This is a genomic window from Desulfobulbus alkaliphilus (assembly GCF_016918545.1).
Taxonomy (GTDB): domain Bacteria; phylum Desulfobacterota; class Desulfobulbia; order Desulfobulbales; family Desulfobulbaceae; genus Desulfobulbus; species Desulfobulbus alkaliphilus.
This window is the reverse complement of sequence record NZ_JAFFQC010000032.1, coordinates 1-17828: the sequence shown is the minus strand read 5'-3', so window position 1 is coordinate 17828 and position 17828 is coordinate 1. Positions and strand designations below refer to the sequence as shown.

The 17828-nt window shown below is 56.2% G+C and carries 18 protein-coding genes; 12 read left to right on the top strand and 6 right to left on the bottom strand.

Annotated features, from left to right (window positions below; all coding sequences use genetic code 11):
* Positions 1-235: 235 nt before the first annotated feature.
* The 9 genes from JWG43_RS14390 to JWG43_RS14350 all read left to right on the top strand — a co-directional run bounded on the left by JWG43_RS14390 (position 236) and on the right by JWG43_RS14350 (position 7895).
* Entirely contained in the window at positions 236-823 is a 588-nt protein-coding gene (locus tag JWG43_RS14390) for a tetratricopeptide repeat protein (protein WP_205243646.1), read from the top strand.
* 280 nt (positions 824-1103) lie between these two features.
* Entirely contained in the window at positions 1104-2804 is a 1701-nt protein-coding gene (ilvB, locus tag JWG43_RS14385; RefSeq protein ID WP_205243645.1) for a biosynthetic-type acetolactate synthase large subunit, read from the top strand.
* Between the two features lie 86 nt (positions 2805-2890).
* Positions 2891-3373 carry an acetolactate synthase small subunit gene (ilvN, locus tag JWG43_RS14380; RefSeq protein WP_205243644.1) on the top strand — a complete coding sequence of 161 codons (483 nt, stop codon included), beginning with the start codon at positions 2891-2893 and terminating at the stop codon, positions 3371-3373.
* Between the two features lie 72 nt (positions 3374-3445).
* Complete coding sequence (locus JWG43_RS14375; RefSeq protein ID WP_205243643.1) at positions 3446-4114, top strand: phosphatidylserine decarboxylase family protein; 669 nt, start codon at positions 3446-3448, stop codon at positions 4112-4114.
* Positions 4115-4611: 497 nt separating this feature from the next.
* A complete protein-coding gene (gene pssA, locus JWG43_RS14370; protein WP_205243642.1) occupies positions 4612-5364 on the top strand; it encodes a CDP-diacylglycerol--serine O-phosphatidyltransferase in 753 nt (250 codons plus the stop codon).
* Positions 5365-5389: 25 nt separating this feature from the next.
* Positions 5390-5968, top strand: coding sequence for a 16S rRNA (guanine(966)-N(2))-methyltransferase RsmD (gene rsmD / locus JWG43_RS14365; RefSeq protein ID WP_205243641.1), 579 nt, complete (start codon positions 5390-5392; stop codon positions 5966-5968).
* A gap of 72 nt (positions 5969-6040) precedes the next feature.
* A complete protein-coding gene (gene coaD / locus JWG43_RS14360) occupies positions 6041-6571 on the top strand; it encodes a pantetheine-phosphate adenylyltransferase (protein ID WP_205243640.1) in 531 nt (176 codons plus the stop codon).
* Positions 6571-7026, top strand: coding sequence for a Rieske (2Fe-2S) protein (locus JWG43_RS14355; protein ID WP_205243639.1), 456 nt, complete (start codon positions 6571-6573; stop codon positions 7024-7026). The genes coaD and JWG43_RS14355 overlap by 1 nt, the downstream gene beginning before the upstream one ends.
* Positions 7026-7895, top strand: coding sequence for a cytochrome b N-terminal domain-containing protein (locus JWG43_RS14350; RefSeq protein ID WP_205243638.1), 870 nt, complete (start codon positions 7026-7028; stop codon positions 7893-7895). The genes JWG43_RS14355 and JWG43_RS14350 overlap by 1 nt, the downstream gene beginning before the upstream one ends.
* A 29-nt stretch (positions 7896-7924) precedes the next feature.
* Here the strand turns inward: JWG43_RS14350 and JWG43_RS14345 are convergent, their stop codons facing one another.
* Both JWG43_RS14345 and JWG43_RS14340 read right to left on the bottom strand, forming a co-directional pair.
* Positions 7925-9382, bottom strand: a complete 1458-nt coding sequence (locus JWG43_RS14345) for a glycosyltransferase family 4 protein (protein WP_205243637.1) — start codon at positions 9380-9382, stop codon at positions 7925-7927.
* The gene (locus tag JWG43_RS14340; RefSeq protein ID WP_205243636.1) at positions 9373-10410 is read right to left on the bottom strand and encodes a glucosyl-3-phosphoglycerate synthase; all 1038 of its coding nucleotides are present in this window, start codon (positions 10408-10410) and stop codon (positions 9373-9375) included. Before JWG43_RS14340 ends, JWG43_RS14345 begins: the two co-directional genes overlap by 10 nt.
* A 435-nt stretch (positions 10411-10845) precedes the next feature.
* Here JWG43_RS14340 and JWG43_RS14335 point away from each other — a divergent pair, with 435 nt between their 5' ends.
* Genes JWG43_RS14335 through JWG43_RS14325 form a run of 3 tightly spaced genes read left to right on the top strand, consistent with a single transcriptional unit; the run spans position 10846 to position 13985 of the window.
* Complete coding sequence (locus JWG43_RS14335) at positions 10846-13422, top strand: intermembrane phospholipid transport protein YdbH family protein (protein ID WP_205243635.1); 2577 nt, start codon at positions 10846-10848, stop codon at positions 13420-13422.
* 41 nt (positions 13423-13463) lie between these two features.
* Positions 13464-13652 (top strand): YnbE family lipoprotein, encoded by a 189-nt coding sequence (locus JWG43_RS14330; RefSeq protein WP_205243634.1) that lies wholly within the window; start codon positions 13464-13466, stop codon positions 13650-13652.
* Between the two features lie 12 nt (positions 13653-13664).
* A complete protein-coding gene (locus JWG43_RS14325) occupies positions 13665-13985 on the top strand; it encodes a YdbL family probable chaperone protein (RefSeq protein WP_205243633.1) in 321 nt (106 codons plus the stop codon).
* 235 nt (positions 13986-14220) lie between these two features.
* Here the strand turns inward: JWG43_RS14325 and JWG43_RS14320 are convergent, their stop codons facing one another.
* The 4 genes from JWG43_RS14320 to JWG43_RS14305 form a co-directional block, all read right to left on the bottom strand.
* On the bottom strand, positions 14221-15921 hold the full coding sequence (locus JWG43_RS14320; protein WP_205243632.1) for an ABC1 kinase family protein: 1701 nt from the start codon (positions 15919-15921) through the stop codon (positions 14221-14223).
* A gap of 13 nt (positions 15922-15934) precedes the next feature.
* Positions 15935-16243 carry a phasin family protein gene (locus tag JWG43_RS14315; RefSeq protein ID WP_205243631.1) on the bottom strand — a complete coding sequence of 103 codons (309 nt, stop codon included), beginning with the start codon at positions 16241-16243 and terminating at the stop codon, positions 15935-15937.
* A gap of 81 nt (positions 16244-16324) precedes the next feature.
* Positions 16325-16693, bottom strand: coding sequence for a RapZ C-terminal domain-containing protein (locus tag JWG43_RS14310; RefSeq protein WP_205243630.1), 369 nt, complete (start codon positions 16691-16693; stop codon positions 16325-16327).
* A gap of 375 nt (positions 16694-17068) precedes the next feature.
* Positions 17069-17641: a CBS domain-containing protein gene (locus JWG43_RS14305; RefSeq protein WP_240193607.1), complete on the bottom strand. Its 573-nt coding sequence runs from the start codon at positions 17639-17641 to the stop codon at positions 17069-17071.
* Positions 17642-17828: the final 187 nt, after the last annotated feature.

Sequence of the window (17828 nt, the reverse complement as noted above, 5' to 3'; positions counted from 1 at the left end):
CTCTTTAAGGATTCTGCTAAAATTATAATAAGATTACAGCAAGATATATCCAAAACAAGCGTACAGTCGTCACGGATTCAGGTGTCAGCTCATGTCGCTTTAACCCACCCCTTCTGCCTTTTCCCGGCCCGGAGAGGACTCCCCGGCATCTTGGTAGACACAGCGCCCGCAACCCACTTGAGGTTTCAACACAACCTGGCAGACATCTCAACCCACCTTTTCAGGAGAATCACCGATGGATACCACCGGTTTTGTCAAAAAACAGACCTTGTACCTGACCGTTTTCATGGCGCTGATCATCGGCTTTGTCGGTGGCGTGGTCTATTCCGTCTATCGCATCCCGGCAACCGATGGTCACAGGCATACCCATACTGTACCCGGCCCGCAGGAAGTGGCCGCCGCTCTTGCCAACCTTGAGCAGGCCACCCGTGACAATCCCGAGGACGCCCGGGCCTGGGCCAACCTCGGTAATGCCTATTTCGACACCGACCAACCACGCAAGGCCATCGAAGCCTACCACAAATCCCTGGAACTGCTCCCTGGTGACACCAACATCATGACCGACCTCGGGGTCATGTACTTTCAGGACAATCAGCACCACAAGGCCATCGAGCTCTTTGATGCGGTCCTCGACCTCAACCCTGAGCATGAACAGGCCCGATTCAACAAGGGGGTGGTCCTGCTCACCGGACTCAACGAACGCGACCAGGCCATTGCCGAATGGAAAATCCTCCTCCAATACCATCCGATGGCGGCAGCACCATCAGGACGGATGGTGGGTGACCTCATTCACCAACTGGAAAACACGCCGCCGCAGAACTGAGCAGATACAGGGGGGGGAGCATGCGAAACCGCAGTGCCGGCAAGGTAAGCTGAGCCCCCTGCTCTGTGCGGTCCAAGCCGGCCAGGAGAACCATCAATTCCACTGATCAGCACTATTGTCATAATTGACGGAGAATCCCCGGTTTCCCGCTTGACAGTCATTTTCTTCCTCTATATATTCTTTACTCTTTCATTTTGTTCTGCAATCCATGCCCATGCAGGCTGTTTTTCAGCCGCGCCGACACACCTCGGGCGAGACCTCAAGGAAAAAAGGATATTTTATGAGTAAGGTTAAAGGGTCACAAGCCATCATCAATTGCCTGCAGGAAGAGGGCGTGGATCTCATTTTCGGTTATCCAGGCGGAGCGGTTATCGAATTGTATGACGATCTGTGCAAAAGTGATATCCGTCATGTCCTGGTCCGCCACGAACAGGGGGCCGTGCATGCCGCCGACGGTTATGCCCGTTCCAGCGGCAAGGTCGGAGTCGCCCTGCTGACCTCAGGGCCCGGTGCCACCAACGGGGTTACCGCCATTGCCACCGCCTATTGCGACTCCATCCCCCTGGTGGTGCTCACCGGTCAGGTCCCCAGAGCCTTGATCGGCAACGATGCTTTCCAGGAAGTCGACATCGTCGGTATCACCCGTCCCTGCACCAAACACAACTACCTGGTCAATGACCCCGAGGATCTGGTACCAGTGCTGCGCGAGGCATTTTACCTGGCAGCATCCGGAAGACCAGGACCGGTCCTGATCGACCTGCCCAAGGACATCATCGCCTCCATGGTCAGTTTTCCGCCGAGAAAACCTGTCAAAATGAAAACCTACCAGCCGAATACGGTTCCGCATCCGAATCAGGTGGAAAAAGCCTGCCTGGCTTGTCTGCGCGCGAAACGACCGGTCCTGTACGTCGGTGGCGGGGTCATCCTCTCCAACAGCAACGAAGAGCTGAGCCACCTGGCTCGGCGTCTTCGCATCCCGGTGACCATGACCCTCATGGGACTGGGCGGTTTTCCCGGCACCGATCCCCTCTCCCTGGGCATGCTGGGCATGCACGGCAGCTATGCCGCCAACATGGCGGTGGCCAAGAGCGATCTGCTCATCGCCGTCGGCTCCCGTTTCGATGACCGGGTCACCGGCCGCCTTGATGCCTTCGCACCGCTGGCCAAAATCATCCACATCGACATCGACCCCACCTCGATCAGCAAAAATGTCGAGGTCGACATTCCCATTGTCGCCGACTGCAAACTGGCCCTGCAAGCCATGAACAGCTGGCTGGACAAGAGCCCTGAATTCAATCCTGAGAAAACAGCCGAACACCATCGGCCCTGGATCGAACAGGTCAAGGAATGGGACGCCAAACACCCCTTGGCCTATATGGATGCCGGCGAGATTATCAAACCTCAGTATGTCATCGAAAAACTCCACGAATTCACCGGCGGTGATGCCATCATCAGCACTGAAGTCGGTCAGAACCAGATGTGGGCGGCCCAGTTCTACAAATTCAACTACCCCCGTCGGCTGTTGACCTCGGGCGGCCTGGGCACCATGGGGTACGGATTGCCAGCCGCCATCGGCGCCCAGATGGCCTTTCCCGAGGCAACGGTCATTGACGTGGCCGGGGACGGCTCAATCCAGATGAACATTCAGGAACTGGCCACGGCCAGAGAGTGTGGCGCACCGGTCAAAATTGCCATTCTTAACAACAATTACCTGGGCATGGTACGCCAGTGGCAGGAGCTCTTCTATAACCGTCATTATGCCTCGACCACCATGGAGGTGACTCCGGATTTCGTCACCCTGGCCCAGGCCTATGGTGCCGTGGGCCTGCGCGCCAAAACCAAGGGCGAGGTGGAACCGGTCATCCGTGAAGCCCTGGCCACAAAAAATGTCGTGGTCATGGACTTTTCCATTCATCGTGAAGAAGGTGTTTTCCCCATGGTACCGGCCGGGAAGGCGACCACTGAAATGCTCCTTGTCTAAAGAGCGTAGGATCAGAAAACCGTTGCCGTCCGGCCCTAGACCGGATCCATTCATCAGTCAGCCAGTGTTCAACAGGATCAATGATCATGAAACATACCCTTTCCGTCCTCCTGCGCAACCGCCCCGGCGCTCTTTCCCGGGTCACCGGACTTTTCAGCGGCCGCTGCTTCAACATAGAGAGCCTTTGTGTTGCCGAAACCTTTGATCCTCAAATCTCCTGTCTGACCGTCGTCACCGAGGGCGAGGCAGCCATTATTGAACAGATTACCAAGCAGCTCCACAAACTGATCGATGTTGTCAAAGTAACCGACGTCAGTGATGGTGAGTTTGTTGAACGGGAAATGGCGCTGATCCGTGTCAAGGCGGAAGCGGCGACCAGGGCCGAGGTTTTGCGGATTATTGATATATTCCGCGGCAAGGTCGTCGACGTCAGCCCCAATTCCTATGCCCTGGAGATCACCGGTTCCGAATCAAAAATCAAAGCGGTGATCGATATCCTCCGCCCTTTGGGCATCAGGGAAATCGTCCGGACCGGAAAAATTGCCATGATTCGGGCCCCAAAAAAATAACCCGCTCTCCGCCGGGCGGCGCCTGCAGGTCCACCGCCGCCCCGTCCGGCCTCCATTTCTCCAGGATTTTTCATGCAACAGCCCAAAATTCCCGTGGCCAGCGAAGGGGTGCCGTTTATTCTCTTCAGTGGTTTTGCCACCCTGGTTTTCGCCCTGGTCGGCTGGACCCTCCCCGTTCTGCTCTGCCTGCTGCTCACCGCCTTTGTCCTCTACTTTTTCCGCGACCCGATCCGGGTTGTTCCCGCGGACCCGGGGGCCATCATCTCTCCGGCGGACGGCAAGGTCATCCAGGTCCGGGAAGTGGACGACCATCGTTTTTCACAACAACGCCTCATGAAAATTTCCATTTTCATGAACGTCTTTAACGTCCATGTTAACCGAGTTCCCATGACCGGTACCGTCAACCGGGTGATCCTGTCTCCAGGGGCCTTTTATGCCGCGGACAAGGACAAGGCCGAACTCCACAACGAATACTGCGCGCTGACCATCACCACCCCTGCCGGCCTGCAATACACCGTGGTGCAACTCGCCGGTCTCATCGCCCGGCGTATTGTCTGCTGGGCGGAACAAGGAGACCAGGTTGCCGGCGGCCAGAAATTCGGCCTGATCCGCTTCGGCTCCCGGGTCGACCTGTATCTGCCGTTAACAGCACAGATTCGGGTCCGGACTGGAGAGAAAGTCCGGGCTGGCGAGACAATACTGGGATTTGTTGCTGAGGGACAAGGGCAGGAAAAAACCTGACCGTTCAGCGGGAGCACGGACAGGATGGTCGCCGCCTGTGCCTTGAACCATGAATCAATGCTTCCCTTGTGCCTGGATCCGTGAGCGTTCGTCCGTGCGTCAGCTTTATTGCCTGTGACCGTTCCGATTAAAGTAAACTTTATCGGACGGTTACGGGCAATGAAGATGGCGTACGCACGGACGCCCCGCAGGGCGGCTGGTGAAGGTTCTGTTTAAGGATTCTGCTAAAATTATAATAAGATTACAGCAAAATATATCCAAAACAAGCGTCCAGCCGTCACGGATTCAGGTTGTGGATACGGACGACAGGAACACGGGATAAGGGTTGCGAAAAATCCAGGAATCGATTGCCCGACACCCCTTCATCCCGTATAGTATTTGCAGTCCAATCCCTTGCGACCCCGGCTTCACGCACCGGTGTTCCTCTCGCGATCCTGATCGCACTGCAGTGGATGACTGCGACCCTCCCCCTGCGGTGACCCCACAAAGAGTAAACCATGGATAGTACGCAATCGAACCGTTTTTACATCATTCCCTGCCTGTTGACCATCTGCAGCCTGTTCAGCGGTTTTTACTCCATCATCGCCTCGATCAACGGTTATTTTTTCGCGGCAGCCATTGCGATTCTGGTTGCCGCAGTTTTTGACGGCCTGGATGGCCGGGTAGCCCGGATGACCGGATCCACCTCGACCTTCGGCATGGAACTCGACTCCCTGTGCGACATGGTCTCTTTTGGGGTCGCGCCAGCTCTGCTGGCCTATCTGTGGGCCCTGACCCCATATGGCCGTTATGGCTGGCTGGCCGCTTTTCTCTATGTGGCCACCACCACCCTGCGGCTGGCACGGTTCAATACCCAGACCATCAACAACCCCGGTCATGATTTTACCGGTCTTCCCTGTCCGGCGGCGGCCGGCGTCATCGCCACCGCGGTCATGTTCAGCAGCCAGGTCTTCAAAACCACTGAAACCGTCAAGCACATCACCCTGCTGCTCCTGGTCTATCTTCTATCCTATCTGATGGTCTCCAATCACAGATACCTGAGTTTCAAAAATATCAACATCCCCAGGGAAAAACGTTTTCACGTGATCGTCGGCATGATCCTGCTGCTGATCCTGCTGGCCACCGAACCACCAATCACCCTTTTTGTCGTTGCCCTTGCCTACATGCTCTCCGGGCCTTTTCTTGCTGTCAGGGCTCGCCTGCTGAGAAAAAAGAAGCAAGTGGCCAAACAGGAAAAATCTTCTTCCTGAAGAACTTTTCATTCCAAGGAAGCAGGTGCGAATCACCGGCGGCAACGCCCGGGGCAGGAAACTGATGACCCCGGCCAGCGGCAAAGCGGACATTCGTCCCACCAGCGACCGGGTCCGCGAAGCCCTGTTTAATATTCTTGCCCAGCGAACAGCAGGCAGTACCGTGCTCGATCTTTTCGCCGGCACCGGCGCTTTGGGGATCGAAGCCCTGAGCAGAGATGCGGCCTTCGTTCTTTTTGTTGATAAATCCCGACAGGCAGGCCAACTCATCGAAGCAAACCTTCGCAGCTGTTTTCGTCAGCCTCAGGCGGCTTTTCTCTGCCAGGATCTGGCCCTGCCCTCCAAGGGGCTGGAAAAGGTCCTGACCTTGTCCGGAATTCCTCCCTTCAACCTGGTGTTCATGGATCCACCGTACACGAAAAAACTGGCGGCCCCCCTGTTGACAAACATGGAAAAAACTGCTTTGCTCGCGCCCGGTGCTCTGGTCGTGATCGAGGAACACCGCAACACCAGACTGCCGGCCACGGCCGGCACCCTCAAGCTCATCAATCAACGCTGTTATGGAGAAACCGGCCTGTGGTTTTACGAACTCCTGAATTTGTGAGCGTTTATATATTAAAACAAGAGTCCAGCCGTCACGGATTCAAAGAACTGCAATCGGTCATGAAATACAACCATGGATAACCCCGTCGATCCCATAGTACCCGGCGCAGGAAGACAGACCTCCGGAACAGCTCTCTATCCGGGCACCTTTGATCCCATCACCAACGGCCACCTGGACATTATCAGAAGAGGCCTCAACCTGTTTGATCGGATCATCATTACCATCGCCATCAACCCTCAGAAAATCCCTCTTTTTTCCCTTGAAGAACGGTGTGAACTTATTGAAGGCTGTTTTGGAGGATTTGTTTCGGGGCGGGTGGAGGTGGGATTCACCGATGGTCTGATCGTTGATTATGCCCGAAAAAAAGAAGCCCATGCCATCATTCGTGGTTTGCGGGCCCTTTCCGATTTTGATTATGAATTCCAGCTGGCTCTGATGAACAGGAGGCTGGAACGCTCGGTGGAGACGGTTTTTCTGATGACCGGTTTCCGCTGGATCTATATCAGCTCCACCAATATCAAGAATGCGGCCCGTTGCCATGGGGATGTGGCCGGCCTGGTGCCTCCCCACGTCGATCGCGCCCTCAAGAAAAAATTTGCCTGATGGACCATCGGAATCACCAGAAACCCACCTCCCCCGGGGACAGAAACCGCCGCACCTTCCTGACACGATGGGTGCAGTGGACCCTGGCCGCAACAGCGGCCCTTTTTCTCTATCCCCTGTTCCGCTTCGCCGGATTCAAACCGCCCCGAAGACCCCGTCTGGTGGACGTGCCGGCACCTTTGCCGGCAAGCGGCACCCATGCCAGCCATGATTTTATCCTCTTCGCCACCGAAGACGGCGGCGCCAAAGCCGTTTCCCGTATCTGCACCCATCTTGGCTGTCGACTCAATTTTCTCCAGGATATGGGATATATCGAATGCCCCTGCCACCAGAGTCGCTTCACCTCGGACGGAGTGCGGATTTCCGGACCGGCGGAACGAAACCTGCCCACCTTTACGGTCACGCAGAAAGTCGATAGCGAAGGTCAGGTCACTGCCTTCGTGGTGCACCTCTGATGGTCCCTTTGTCCCGCGGAAAAATCATCGAGACCCTGCTCCACCCCCTGCGGGATCACCTCTGGGGCGGTGCCGCCCTGATCAGCCTGTATATTTCCATCCTCTCGGGGATCGTGGTTGGTCTGCACTATGATGTTGCCGACCCTTTCTACTCCACGACCGCCATGGAACTGCTCATCCCCTACGGTTCCTTCTGGCGTGCTCTGCACTACTTCTCCAGTCAGGCTTTTTTCCTGCTTCTCCTCGTCCACCTTGCTGCCGTCCTGTGGAAAAACGAGGCTGAGTACAAACGAAGCGCCTGGGTCCGCCTCTGCCTCACCCTGCCCTGCGCCTTATTGCTGCTGTTTACCGGTTATGTACTCCGCGGCGATGCCACCGGTGAAGCCGCCGGTGCCATTGCCGAGCACATCTGCCTGGCTATCCCCCTGATTGGCACACAAGTCAATGATCTGCTCTTCGACCTCACCGACAGCGGGGTCCGCAAGGTCTACATCCACCATGTCATTGGCCTGGTTGTGCTGGGAGGGGTGGCAGCCTGGCCTCACCTCCGCCGGTACACCGCCAACTGGCACAATCATCTGATCCTTGTTGTCCTCACCATCGTGGTATCAGTGGTTTGGACAGCACCGATTGAACCGGAACAGTTCGGCCTGTTGTTCATTGCCGGGCCCTGGTTCTTTCTCGGCCTTCAGGAACTGCTCCGCTACCTGTCGCCTTTTGTCGCCGGTGTGATTATCCCGCTGCTGCCCATGGTCCTGCTCTGCTGGTTGCCGAAGAAAGCACCGGCCCGCAACCGCTGGCTGCTGGCCATCGGCCTCTGGCTGCTGGCCTATACCATTCTCACCTATATCTGCATCCAGCGGATCTGACCATTCCGGGAAGGAAGAGCTATCCCGTCTCAATCAACGCGCAGTAAAAAAAGCCGCTCAGGGGCTAGGAAACAATCAAGCAGGCTCTCACCATCAAGGCTGTCCAGCGATGTGTATGCCGAAGCAACGATTCTTGTATAGACCTGTTCCACTGCCATTCCGTACCCGGCCAGATGGTACCGGCTTCGCAACAGGCTGCGATTCACTGTCATCGGCCTGTGCAGTACCTCAGGATCAGGAAGTGCCGAGGGATCGAGATCAACAGCCAGTCCCTGATCTTTGGCCAGACGGCGAAGAATTTCTTCCTGCATGGGTTCATGCAAACGACCGTAATCCACTCGACCATCATGAATCCAGGCTGTCAGCAGTCGCTCGAGATCATCCGGCCCAGGGGAACGGCCGTAATCCGCCAGGGTCGAACGCAGTCCCCGCCAGGCAGCGGTTCGCACCTGTTCAGCGCCGGGCCAGGACAGGGGCACCTCGAGTCGTTGGTAGCTCCAGGGTACAATTATCCCATCCTCTCGGAATCCAGCTGTGATTTCGGGAAGATCACGACCGCAAACCGGCACCCCCAGATGCCAGGGCTCAAGAAAAGCCATACCGAACCCTTCGGCGACGCTGGTGGTGATGGCGGCCTCGGCACGGTGCAACAACTCGACAAAACCCGGGCCAGCGGGACCTACCGCCTCGAACTGGAGCGGTAGACCCAACTCGGCGGCGACATCTTTCCAGCGGGCATACCGCTTCCATTCTCCAGGGTTCTCCGGCGCCGAGGTCACGGCAAACCGCTGTCCCGGCGGAGCCAGAGCCGACCAGAGAAGAAACTCACCCAGATTCTTGCGGCGAATAGCTCGGGTCGGATAGAGCCACAGAGGTGCGGCAGAGCGAATTGCTTCGGGCTGTCCTTCCCCGGTACGTCCCAGATCGATGGGGTTGGGCAGCAGATGCAGGTGCGGCCTATCCAAACCGGCAGCCTGCAAAAACCTGTAATCGCGCTCATTGAGCACCGCGTAATGGAGATGGTCGGCACGTGGATACAGCAACCGGAATAAAGCCTGTCGGTCTCCTCCGGCCATTTCCGCCAGCATGACCCGAAAGTTACCGGGACGGCCGTCTTCGGCAAAATCATGGATCTGCATCAGCAGCCGCCTTCCCTGGCGGGCCAGTACTGACAAGGCTCCAGGCAGTACCAGGCTTTTTCCCAGACTGTGATTATGTACGTGCCAGACATCCGGGTCTTTTCCCAAGGCTTCGCGGGCAGCGGCAGACATCTGTGCCGCCAGTTCCGCGGGAGTGATGGCCGGCCGTGCAAACTCGTACTGTAAACCGGGCACAACCCGGAAAACACCCGGAAAACCAGCTGGTGGCGGGCTGCCGGTGAGGACCACCACCTGATGCCCGTGGGCTCCGAGGGCATTGAGTTGATGGAGTATGACTCTGGTAACGCCGCCACTCTGCAGGTGATAATGAACAAGCGCTATGTGCATGAAGCCCCTCTCGCCGTGGACATCGCCATTGATCGACACTGGCGGCGTGACCAATCCGACCCCCGTTTCAAGCGATACGCCGCGACCTCAAGCATGGGTGGACGTTCGTATTCCTTAACCCGATACTCCACCTGTCTGTACTCCCCTGCCTGTTGCTGGAACTGGCGCAGAACCTCCTCCACCTCCGGGCCCTGCCGCAACACCCCCCGCAACTGCAAACGCCGATGCAAAACCTGCAGAATGGCAAAGGCCATCCTGCCAAGTTCGCTGGTACTGCGACTCCGATGATGGCGCTGGTCGAGATCGGTCTGCGCGAGACATGTCAGGCCGAACTTGTGGTGGATATCAATGAGATGAGCAGCTTCCACCCCGTAACCCACTGGAAAAGACAATTGCTCGAGAATTTCCCGGCGCGCGGCATATTCTCCGGACAGGGGTTGAATGATCGCGGTCAGTTCCGGAAAATACAAAGAAAAAAAAGGGCGGATGAGGATTTCCGTTACCCTGCCGCCCTCTGAAGCAAGGCTGCCACTGTAGGGGCCCGTGGTCCGCTCGTAAAAAGATTTGACATAGCCAACCTCGGGCCGATACAGAAGCGGACCAACCAGGCCGGCAACATAGCCGGGATGCACGGTGGTGACATCGCCATCGAGAAAAACAAGGATGTCGCCGCGGAGCAGGTACAGAGCTTTCCAGAGGTTTTCACCCTTGCCGGAGTACCGGCCCAGGTCGGGAAGAATATCAAAGGCTCGATGGACTTCAGCTCCTGCCTCGGCAGCCAGCTCAAGGGTCTGATCTTCGGATCCGGAATCGATTACCGCAATTTCGTCAAGAAGAGGACAGTGATCCCGCAATTCCCTGCTCAACCCCGCCACCAGAGGGGCAATGGTTGCGGCTTCATTGAGGGTCGGAATACACAGGGAAATGGAGAGCCCCAGCCGCTCTTTGCGCCGCATCAAATCCTTGAGATCGGCAAATCGGGCGTGATGAAAGGTCTTTTTCTCCAGCCACTGCGCAGCATTGTCCATTCGCAGCACCTCCGTACCGGTTCCATCTCGTGACAGCGATCAGGCAGGGAGACACACGGATCGCCTTGCTACCGGTTCCGGCTTGAATCCAGAGGACGGACCAGCAAAAAAGACATTATAAAAATCAATTATTCCGATAATATACATTTAAACACCCCAAAGTCAAGCCTAGCCTGACCGTTGTTGGTTAAAAAAAACGTTCACGTTCACAGGGCATAACCGTGGATCCGCGAGCGTTGTCCCCAAGGGCGGCTGGTGAGGGTTACCTTCAAGGATTCCGCTGCAATTATAATCTGATAACAGCAAAATATATCCACAACAAGCGTCCGGCAGTCACGAATTCAGGAGAACGATACGACGGCATGACCTGGGAGATGGAGCCATTGACCAGTACGGCAAATGCGGATAAGATGGTGAACTGGAGGACACCTATTCATGCGCTCACTTGTCGCCACCCTGTCCCTGATCGCACTTCTTGTCGGCCTGATGCTGTTGAACCGGGTACAGTTGATCAACTGGTTCGCCCCCCACCTGCTTCCCCGTGCCGGTCTCCATGATGTCAGTCTCGAACTGACCGACCTGAATATCAATCGTGTCCGCATTGACCGCTTCTCCACCACCATCATCCTTCCCTCGGGACCCGTCGACATCCAGATACGTGACCTGGTCTGCCACTACCATTACCGCGGGTTACTCCACGGAAAGGTTGAAACCATCACGGCCACGGCCGTGCAAATAACCCTTCCCCCCGCAACTGCCGATGACCCATCGCCGGTGCCGGACCTGTTCTCATTCGATCCAGTCCAACTGCTGCAACAGATCGAGGACCTGACCCTGCCGGTACAACAGCTCCAGGTCAACAACCTGCATCTGTATCGAAACGGGACTACAATCGCCTCGTTACAGTTGACAGCATCAGGCACGGAGACCGGCAAGAAACTGATCTTTACTCCACCGGCGCCCCCTACGCCGGACATGACCGATCAGTCGAGCCTTGTCATGGCAACCGATGCCGGCCAGCTCAGTGCCTCCCTGCATCTCGACCTGGCGGCCCTGCCCGCACTTCTACCCAAATTCGAGACCGATTTCCTGCCTCAAGGCAGATTGCAGGCTGACCTGCTCCTGCGCGTTCACCCCGGCATCGAACCGCAACTGCTCCTGGATATGACCGGGACCAATCTCCAGCATCCGCTGCTGACAGCAGCAGAGGTGCAGCTGCAACTGGACATTGCCCGTCTCAATTCGGGAGGGCTGCTCCTGACCCCTGCCTCCACACTCGCCATCAAAGGAGCAAAAAGCCTGGAGCTCTCCCTGGATACATTGACAGCCCGTCTGAAAGGGCACCTCGATGTCCAGCACCCCTTCGATCCACAGAGTCTCCATCTCCAGTTGTATCCAGCGCAGCTGCTCCTGGAGGTGACCGGGACCAGCCTGCAGCATCCTCTGCTGACAGCTGCAGAGGTACAGCTGCAACTGGACATTACCCGCCTCAAATCGGGAGAGCTGCTCCTCTCCCCTGCCTCCATACTCGTCATCAAAGGAGCAAAGAGCCAGGAGCTCTCCCTGGATGCCCTCACCGTCGATCTGGCAGGACAGCTCAATATCCAGCCCCCCATCGATCCACAGAGTCTCCATTTCCAGTTGTATCCGGCGCAGCTGCTCCTGGAGGTGACCGGGACCAACCTGCAGCATCCTCTGCTGACAGCCGTAGAGGTGCAGCTGCAACTGGACATTGCCCGTCATAATTCGGGAGGGCTGCTCCTGACCCCTGCCTCCACACTCGCGATCAAAGGAGCAAAGAGCCAGGAGCTCTCCCTGAACGCGCTCACCGTCGAACTGGCAGGATACCTTAATGCCTATCCCCCCATCGATCCACAAATTCTCCATCTCCAGCTGCGTCCGCTACAACCCTGGAGGATTGACGGTCTGCAAACAGGAGGCCTTCGCTTTGCACCTCTGCAAATAGCCAACCTTGTTGCCGACCTCCATCTGGACCGGCAGCAATTGCGGCTCATTGCCTCCTGTTCCGCACCACGGGGGACAGGTTCCCTGGTGATGACCATGTCCCAGCAACTGGACAGAGATCAAAAAGGCAGCGCATCTCTGCATACCGACGGCCACCTGGTCATGACCGCAACCAATAATCTGCTCCAGATGCTGCATGATCCTCACCTTCCCTTGACCCTGGAGCAGGGACAAATCAAGATGGCCACCCAGTGGGCCTGGAGCCGCACCACCCCTGTCCAGGCCGAGCTGGAGGTTGATCTCACCGTGGATCAGGGACAAATCGCCGAGGTCCCCTTCATTGGTCTGACGGCTGAGCACAAGCTGCACCTGCTGCCGCGGGTGGCTTCCAGCCAGCCGGGTCTGATTCGGGTCGACCAGGTGCAAGGTCCGGTCGTCCCCATGAGCAATCTGTACATCAGGGCCGGCCTTGATCCTGCAGAGGGGGCGACCCCTTTTCGGCTGCACATCGAAAAAGCGGAAGTGGAGCTTTTAGGCGGTAGAATCGAGCTGGAAGAATGTCTCTATGACTTCGATCGCCCGGAAAATTCCTGCCTGTTGACCATCAGGGAAATGGAGATGGAGCAGATCGTGACCATGCAGAAGGTCGAAGGGTTGACCGTGGATGGCAGGATAGAGGGGCACCTGCCCCTGGTTTTCACCGCCCGGGGCATACAGGTTGACCAGGGTCGGCTTGAGCAGGTCGACCAGGGAGGCATACTCCGGTATCGTCCGCCCGGTGGGGCACCACCAGGTTCACCGCTCACCGATTATGCTCTCAAGGCCCTGGAAGAATTTCACTACCAGCAACTGGCCGCCCAGGTCGAATATATTCCGGACGGGACCCTGATCATCGCCCTGCAGTTACAGGGCAGAAGCCCCTCCATCAAACCGGACCGGCCCTTGCATTTCAATGTCACCGTTGAACAGAATCTGCTTTCCCTGCTGCAAAGTCTTCAGTATAGTCAGGGTCTGCCCGCGGATTTGCAACGGGAAATCCGGCGGTGATCCAAACCGCTGGGCTGGCAATAACGACAAGGGAGGAATCAATGGCCAAAATACTGGCAGCGCTTGCCGTAGTGGGACTGTTGCTGTCCGCCTGCACCCCGACGGTGCAGGTCGCCCCGCCCGACAAGCCCATTACCATCAATCTCAACGTCAAGATCGAGCACGAAATCCGGGTCAAGGTGGAGAAAGAACTGGAGAGTGTTATCAGCGAAGAGAGTGGACTGTTCTAAACAGAGGCCCCTATGAAACGATTAGCTTTTATATGTTTGACGCTGCTGCTGTGCTGGCAGACCGGATATGCTTTGGACCTGCAGACCGCCAAGACCCAGGGACTTGTGGGTGAAACCACCACTGGCTACCTGGCTCCCGTGGATCCTGGTCATGTCGAAGCCGCCAAGCTGGCAGCAACGATCAATGCCCAACGGAAAACGCAGTATGAAGAGATTGCCCGTCGCAACAACACACCCCTGCAGGCCGTTGAGCAACTTGCCGCAAAAAAGGCCATCGAAAAAACCCCACCCGGTCAATTCATCCGGGTGAACGGAACCTGGCGGAGAAAATAGCAGGAAAACGGACCCTGTCCCAGTACATACTGAGGAGAAAAGAGATATTCTGTTCTCGATCGAGGCGTACCGGTGCATTGAACCGCAGGCATTGAGGTCCTGTTTTAAGGAGTACATTTGCCAGTGCACTGAAACAATCGGGAAAAAGAGCCGTTTCTGCATGGGCACTGGTTAAGGTGCCCCGGGTGCGGACAAAAAGCCGCCTGGCTTGGAAACCGGAACGTTTCCCCCCGCTCTACATCCGGCCGTGGCGGAGTATGGAAAGCAGCAGCCGGAAGCCCATGAGCCCCGCCACCATGAAACCGATCAGGCCGATAATCGGTATATTGTGCCAGTGCGGCGGAATATCGGAAAGAATAATCAGAGAACTGCCGACAATCAGGGCAGCCAGGACGATGGCAAAGGAAATCCGATTGGATACCCGATCCAGCGCCGAGCCCAGAGACTGCAGGCCCCGATGCTCGAAACCGATCCGCATCCTGCCGCCGCGCAACTGCGATAAAATGGCCCGCACCTCATCGGGCAGATCACGGAACAGGTGCAGATACGCCGAGCCGGTCTGGGAAATTTCCTCGGCAATGCGGTACGGATGCATGCGATCCATGCGGATATTGCGCATAAAAGGCTTGGCCAATCGGATCAACTCGAGTTTAGGATCATGCATCAACCCGACGCCCTCCGCCGTGCTCAAGGTTTTAAGCATCAGATAAAAACTCGGCTTGAACGACAGTTTATGCCGGGATACCAGGTCGAGCAGATCCTGCAGGATCTTGCCGGCCTCCAGTTCTCCAAGGGACCGGTAAAGATACATGTCCATTAGATTACCCATGTCCTGCCCCAGGCTCTCCCGATCCACCTCACCCAGTTGAACCGTTACCTTGAGCACACCGCTGACGATATGACTTTCATCGCCCCCCCCCACCAGATCGAGGACCAGGTCGGTGAAATCCTCTCGATCCTTGCGGGACAATCGGCCTATCTGGCCAAAATCGATGAAGCAGATGACATTGTCGGGAAGAATAAAAATGTTGCCCGGGTGGGGATCGGCATGAAAAAATCCATGAACAAAGATCTGCTCCATGACCAGGTTGGCTCCGCGCTCGGCGATCAGGGAAAGATCATAACCCTGTTCACGCAGTTCCCCCACCTGGGAGGCCTTGATACCCTGGATGTTTTCCATGACCAAAAGCCGATCGGTGCTGAGATCAGGGTAGACCACCGGCACATGAATGGTCGGATTCCCCTCGAACTGACGGGTAAAGCGCTGGATGTTGGCCAACTCGATGGAAAAATCGATCTCCCGGCTGATACTGCGGGCAAACTCCTGGACAATGGCCGGTGGTCGGTGGCCCTGGACTTCCTCCAGGTACTGTTCCATCAGATCAGCGATGTGCGCGAGAATCTCAAGATCAACGGCGATGACATTCTCGATTCCCGGGCGCAGCAGCTTGATCACCACCTGGGCACCATTGTCGAGACGAGCCCGGTGGACCTGGCCGATGGACGCGGCGGCCAGAGGTTCACTGTCGAAATAATGAAACAGATCCTCGGGCAGACGGCCCAACTCCTCTGCAAAAATGGTCCGCACCTCTTCAATGCTGAAGGGCGGGATATCGTCCTGGAGCTTGGCCAGTTCATCGAGGTACTCAGCGGGAATCAAATCCGGGCGGGTGGAAAGCAGCTGACCAAGCTTGATAAAGGTCGGCCCCAGCTCCTCAAAGACCAGACGCAGTCGCTCCGCTCGTGACAAACGCGCTATCTGTTCCTGTGGTTTGCGGTTGATCATCCGCAATCCGGATTCCAGATACTGATCTATATGCAGACGATCTACCAGATCGGCAAAACCGTATTTGAACAGGACCCGCAGAATGCGATGGTAGCGGTTAAGATGCCGATACATCCGGCCAATGGCCCCGAGTTTCCTGATGCTGAACATACAGGCGAATCGACTATTCGCCGGGTTTTTTGTTCAAGGCTATCTGCAGTTCTTCCACCTTACGCTGCAGCTCGGCAATCTCGTCCCTGGTGGCAAGATTGAGCTGCTTGACCTGCTCCTCAACCCGCCTGTTGATCCACAGGTCCAGTTGATCCTTGGCTTTTTCGGATTTGCTCAGGAGGTCATCGACAAACTGTTTCCCCTCCTCCTGGGACATCTTGCCCTTTTCGACCAGGTCGCTTTTCAGCTCTTCGATTTTCTCCTTGGTGAGAAAGGCGGCGCCAATTCCGGCATAGACGACATTTTTCATTAGCTCTTTCATAATTTCCTCCCTATGAACCAGATGAATAAATAAAAAACCAGGGGAAACCCTACTATACGATGCTTCTTCGTCTTGCGCACCCTATTCCTTGTGAATATCGCGGTGATGGATCCTCGGGCTCAGCCCTTTCCCTTCAAGAAATCTGCCCAGATGCTCGACCACGGCAACGGAACGGTGACGGCCACCGGTGCAGCCCAGGGCCAGGCTGAGAGTTTCCCGACCGCTGGCAGCATGCTCCTGGAGGAGAAAAACAAGCAGGGGCTCGATCAGAGAGAGAAAACGTGTTCCGGTCTCATTTGCCAGCACATACGCAGCCACGGCGGCTTCCCGACCGGAGTGAGGCTGCAGCTCCGGCACCCAATACGGGTTGGGGAGAAAACGAACGTCCCAGAGAAAATCAGCCGCCTGGAGACCATGTTTGAACCCGAAGGAGTGCAGAGAAGTGATCAAGGATACCTCTTCACCGGCACAGTAAGGCCGGTGGGTGTTGATCGAGGGTAACTGGTTCCGGGGAGACAAAACAGGAGGGTGATACAACCACAAAGGTTCAAACCCCGTAATTGATGATCGTATGATGGTCTATCTCCCCCGGGTTGACGGAAACGGTCCCATTATAACCAATGACTGTGCTGCTGCAACAATGGTTCTGTCCTTTTTCGCTCAGATCCTGAAAAACGTCCCTGGATCCGTGAGCGTCCGTCCCGAAGGCGGCTGGTGAAGGTTTTTATCAAAGATTCTGCTACAATTATATTCTGATTACAACAAGATATATCCAAAAAAGAGTCCAGCCGTCACGGATTCAGGGCGTCGATAAAAGAGAATGAATCACTTCAATGAGCAGACCAGCCGGATGGACTCCGCCCGCTCATCGATGCCGCGCCTGAGCATCTCATGATTATACGCGGCAATCACATCCTGACGTTTGAGCATCCCCAACACCCAGGGTTTGTCCAGGCTCTCCACCACCGGAATCTCGTCAATACCCTTGATATCGAACAGTCGCAGCGCTTCATGCAGGTTGGTATCCGGAGTCAGCATGATAACGTCACGGGTACAGATATCACCTACCAGATGACAGACCCGATCCTCTTCGCTGTGGAGAATCGTTTTCACATCCTGCATGGACACCACCCCGACCATCAATCCCTTGTGATTGACCACCGGAAAATAAAAGCTGTTGCGGGTATCGCGAAAAAGCTCGAGCAGATGATTGACATTCGCGTTCTCACTGATGAAATCGACTTCTTCGGTAATCGCCTTACCCACCCGGATCGACTGCAGGATGACGGCCTCCCGGCCTTCATGGATATCGATACCCTCCCGGGTAAAATCGACGGTATCGATGGAGTCCTTGTAAAGCCAGGACGAGGTCATCGAGCCGAGCACCGCGGTCAGCATCACCGGGATGATGATCAGGTAATTGCAGAGGGTAAGCTATTCCGGACAAAAACGCCATTTAATCCCCCCACAGCCTCCCCCATTCAACATGGAGGATCGAGGCATGAGACAACCAATCGATTGGGATCAGGTAGCGGAGTTGGCAGAGAAGATCAAGGAACAGGGGCTCAGTTATCGTGAGGGTGCG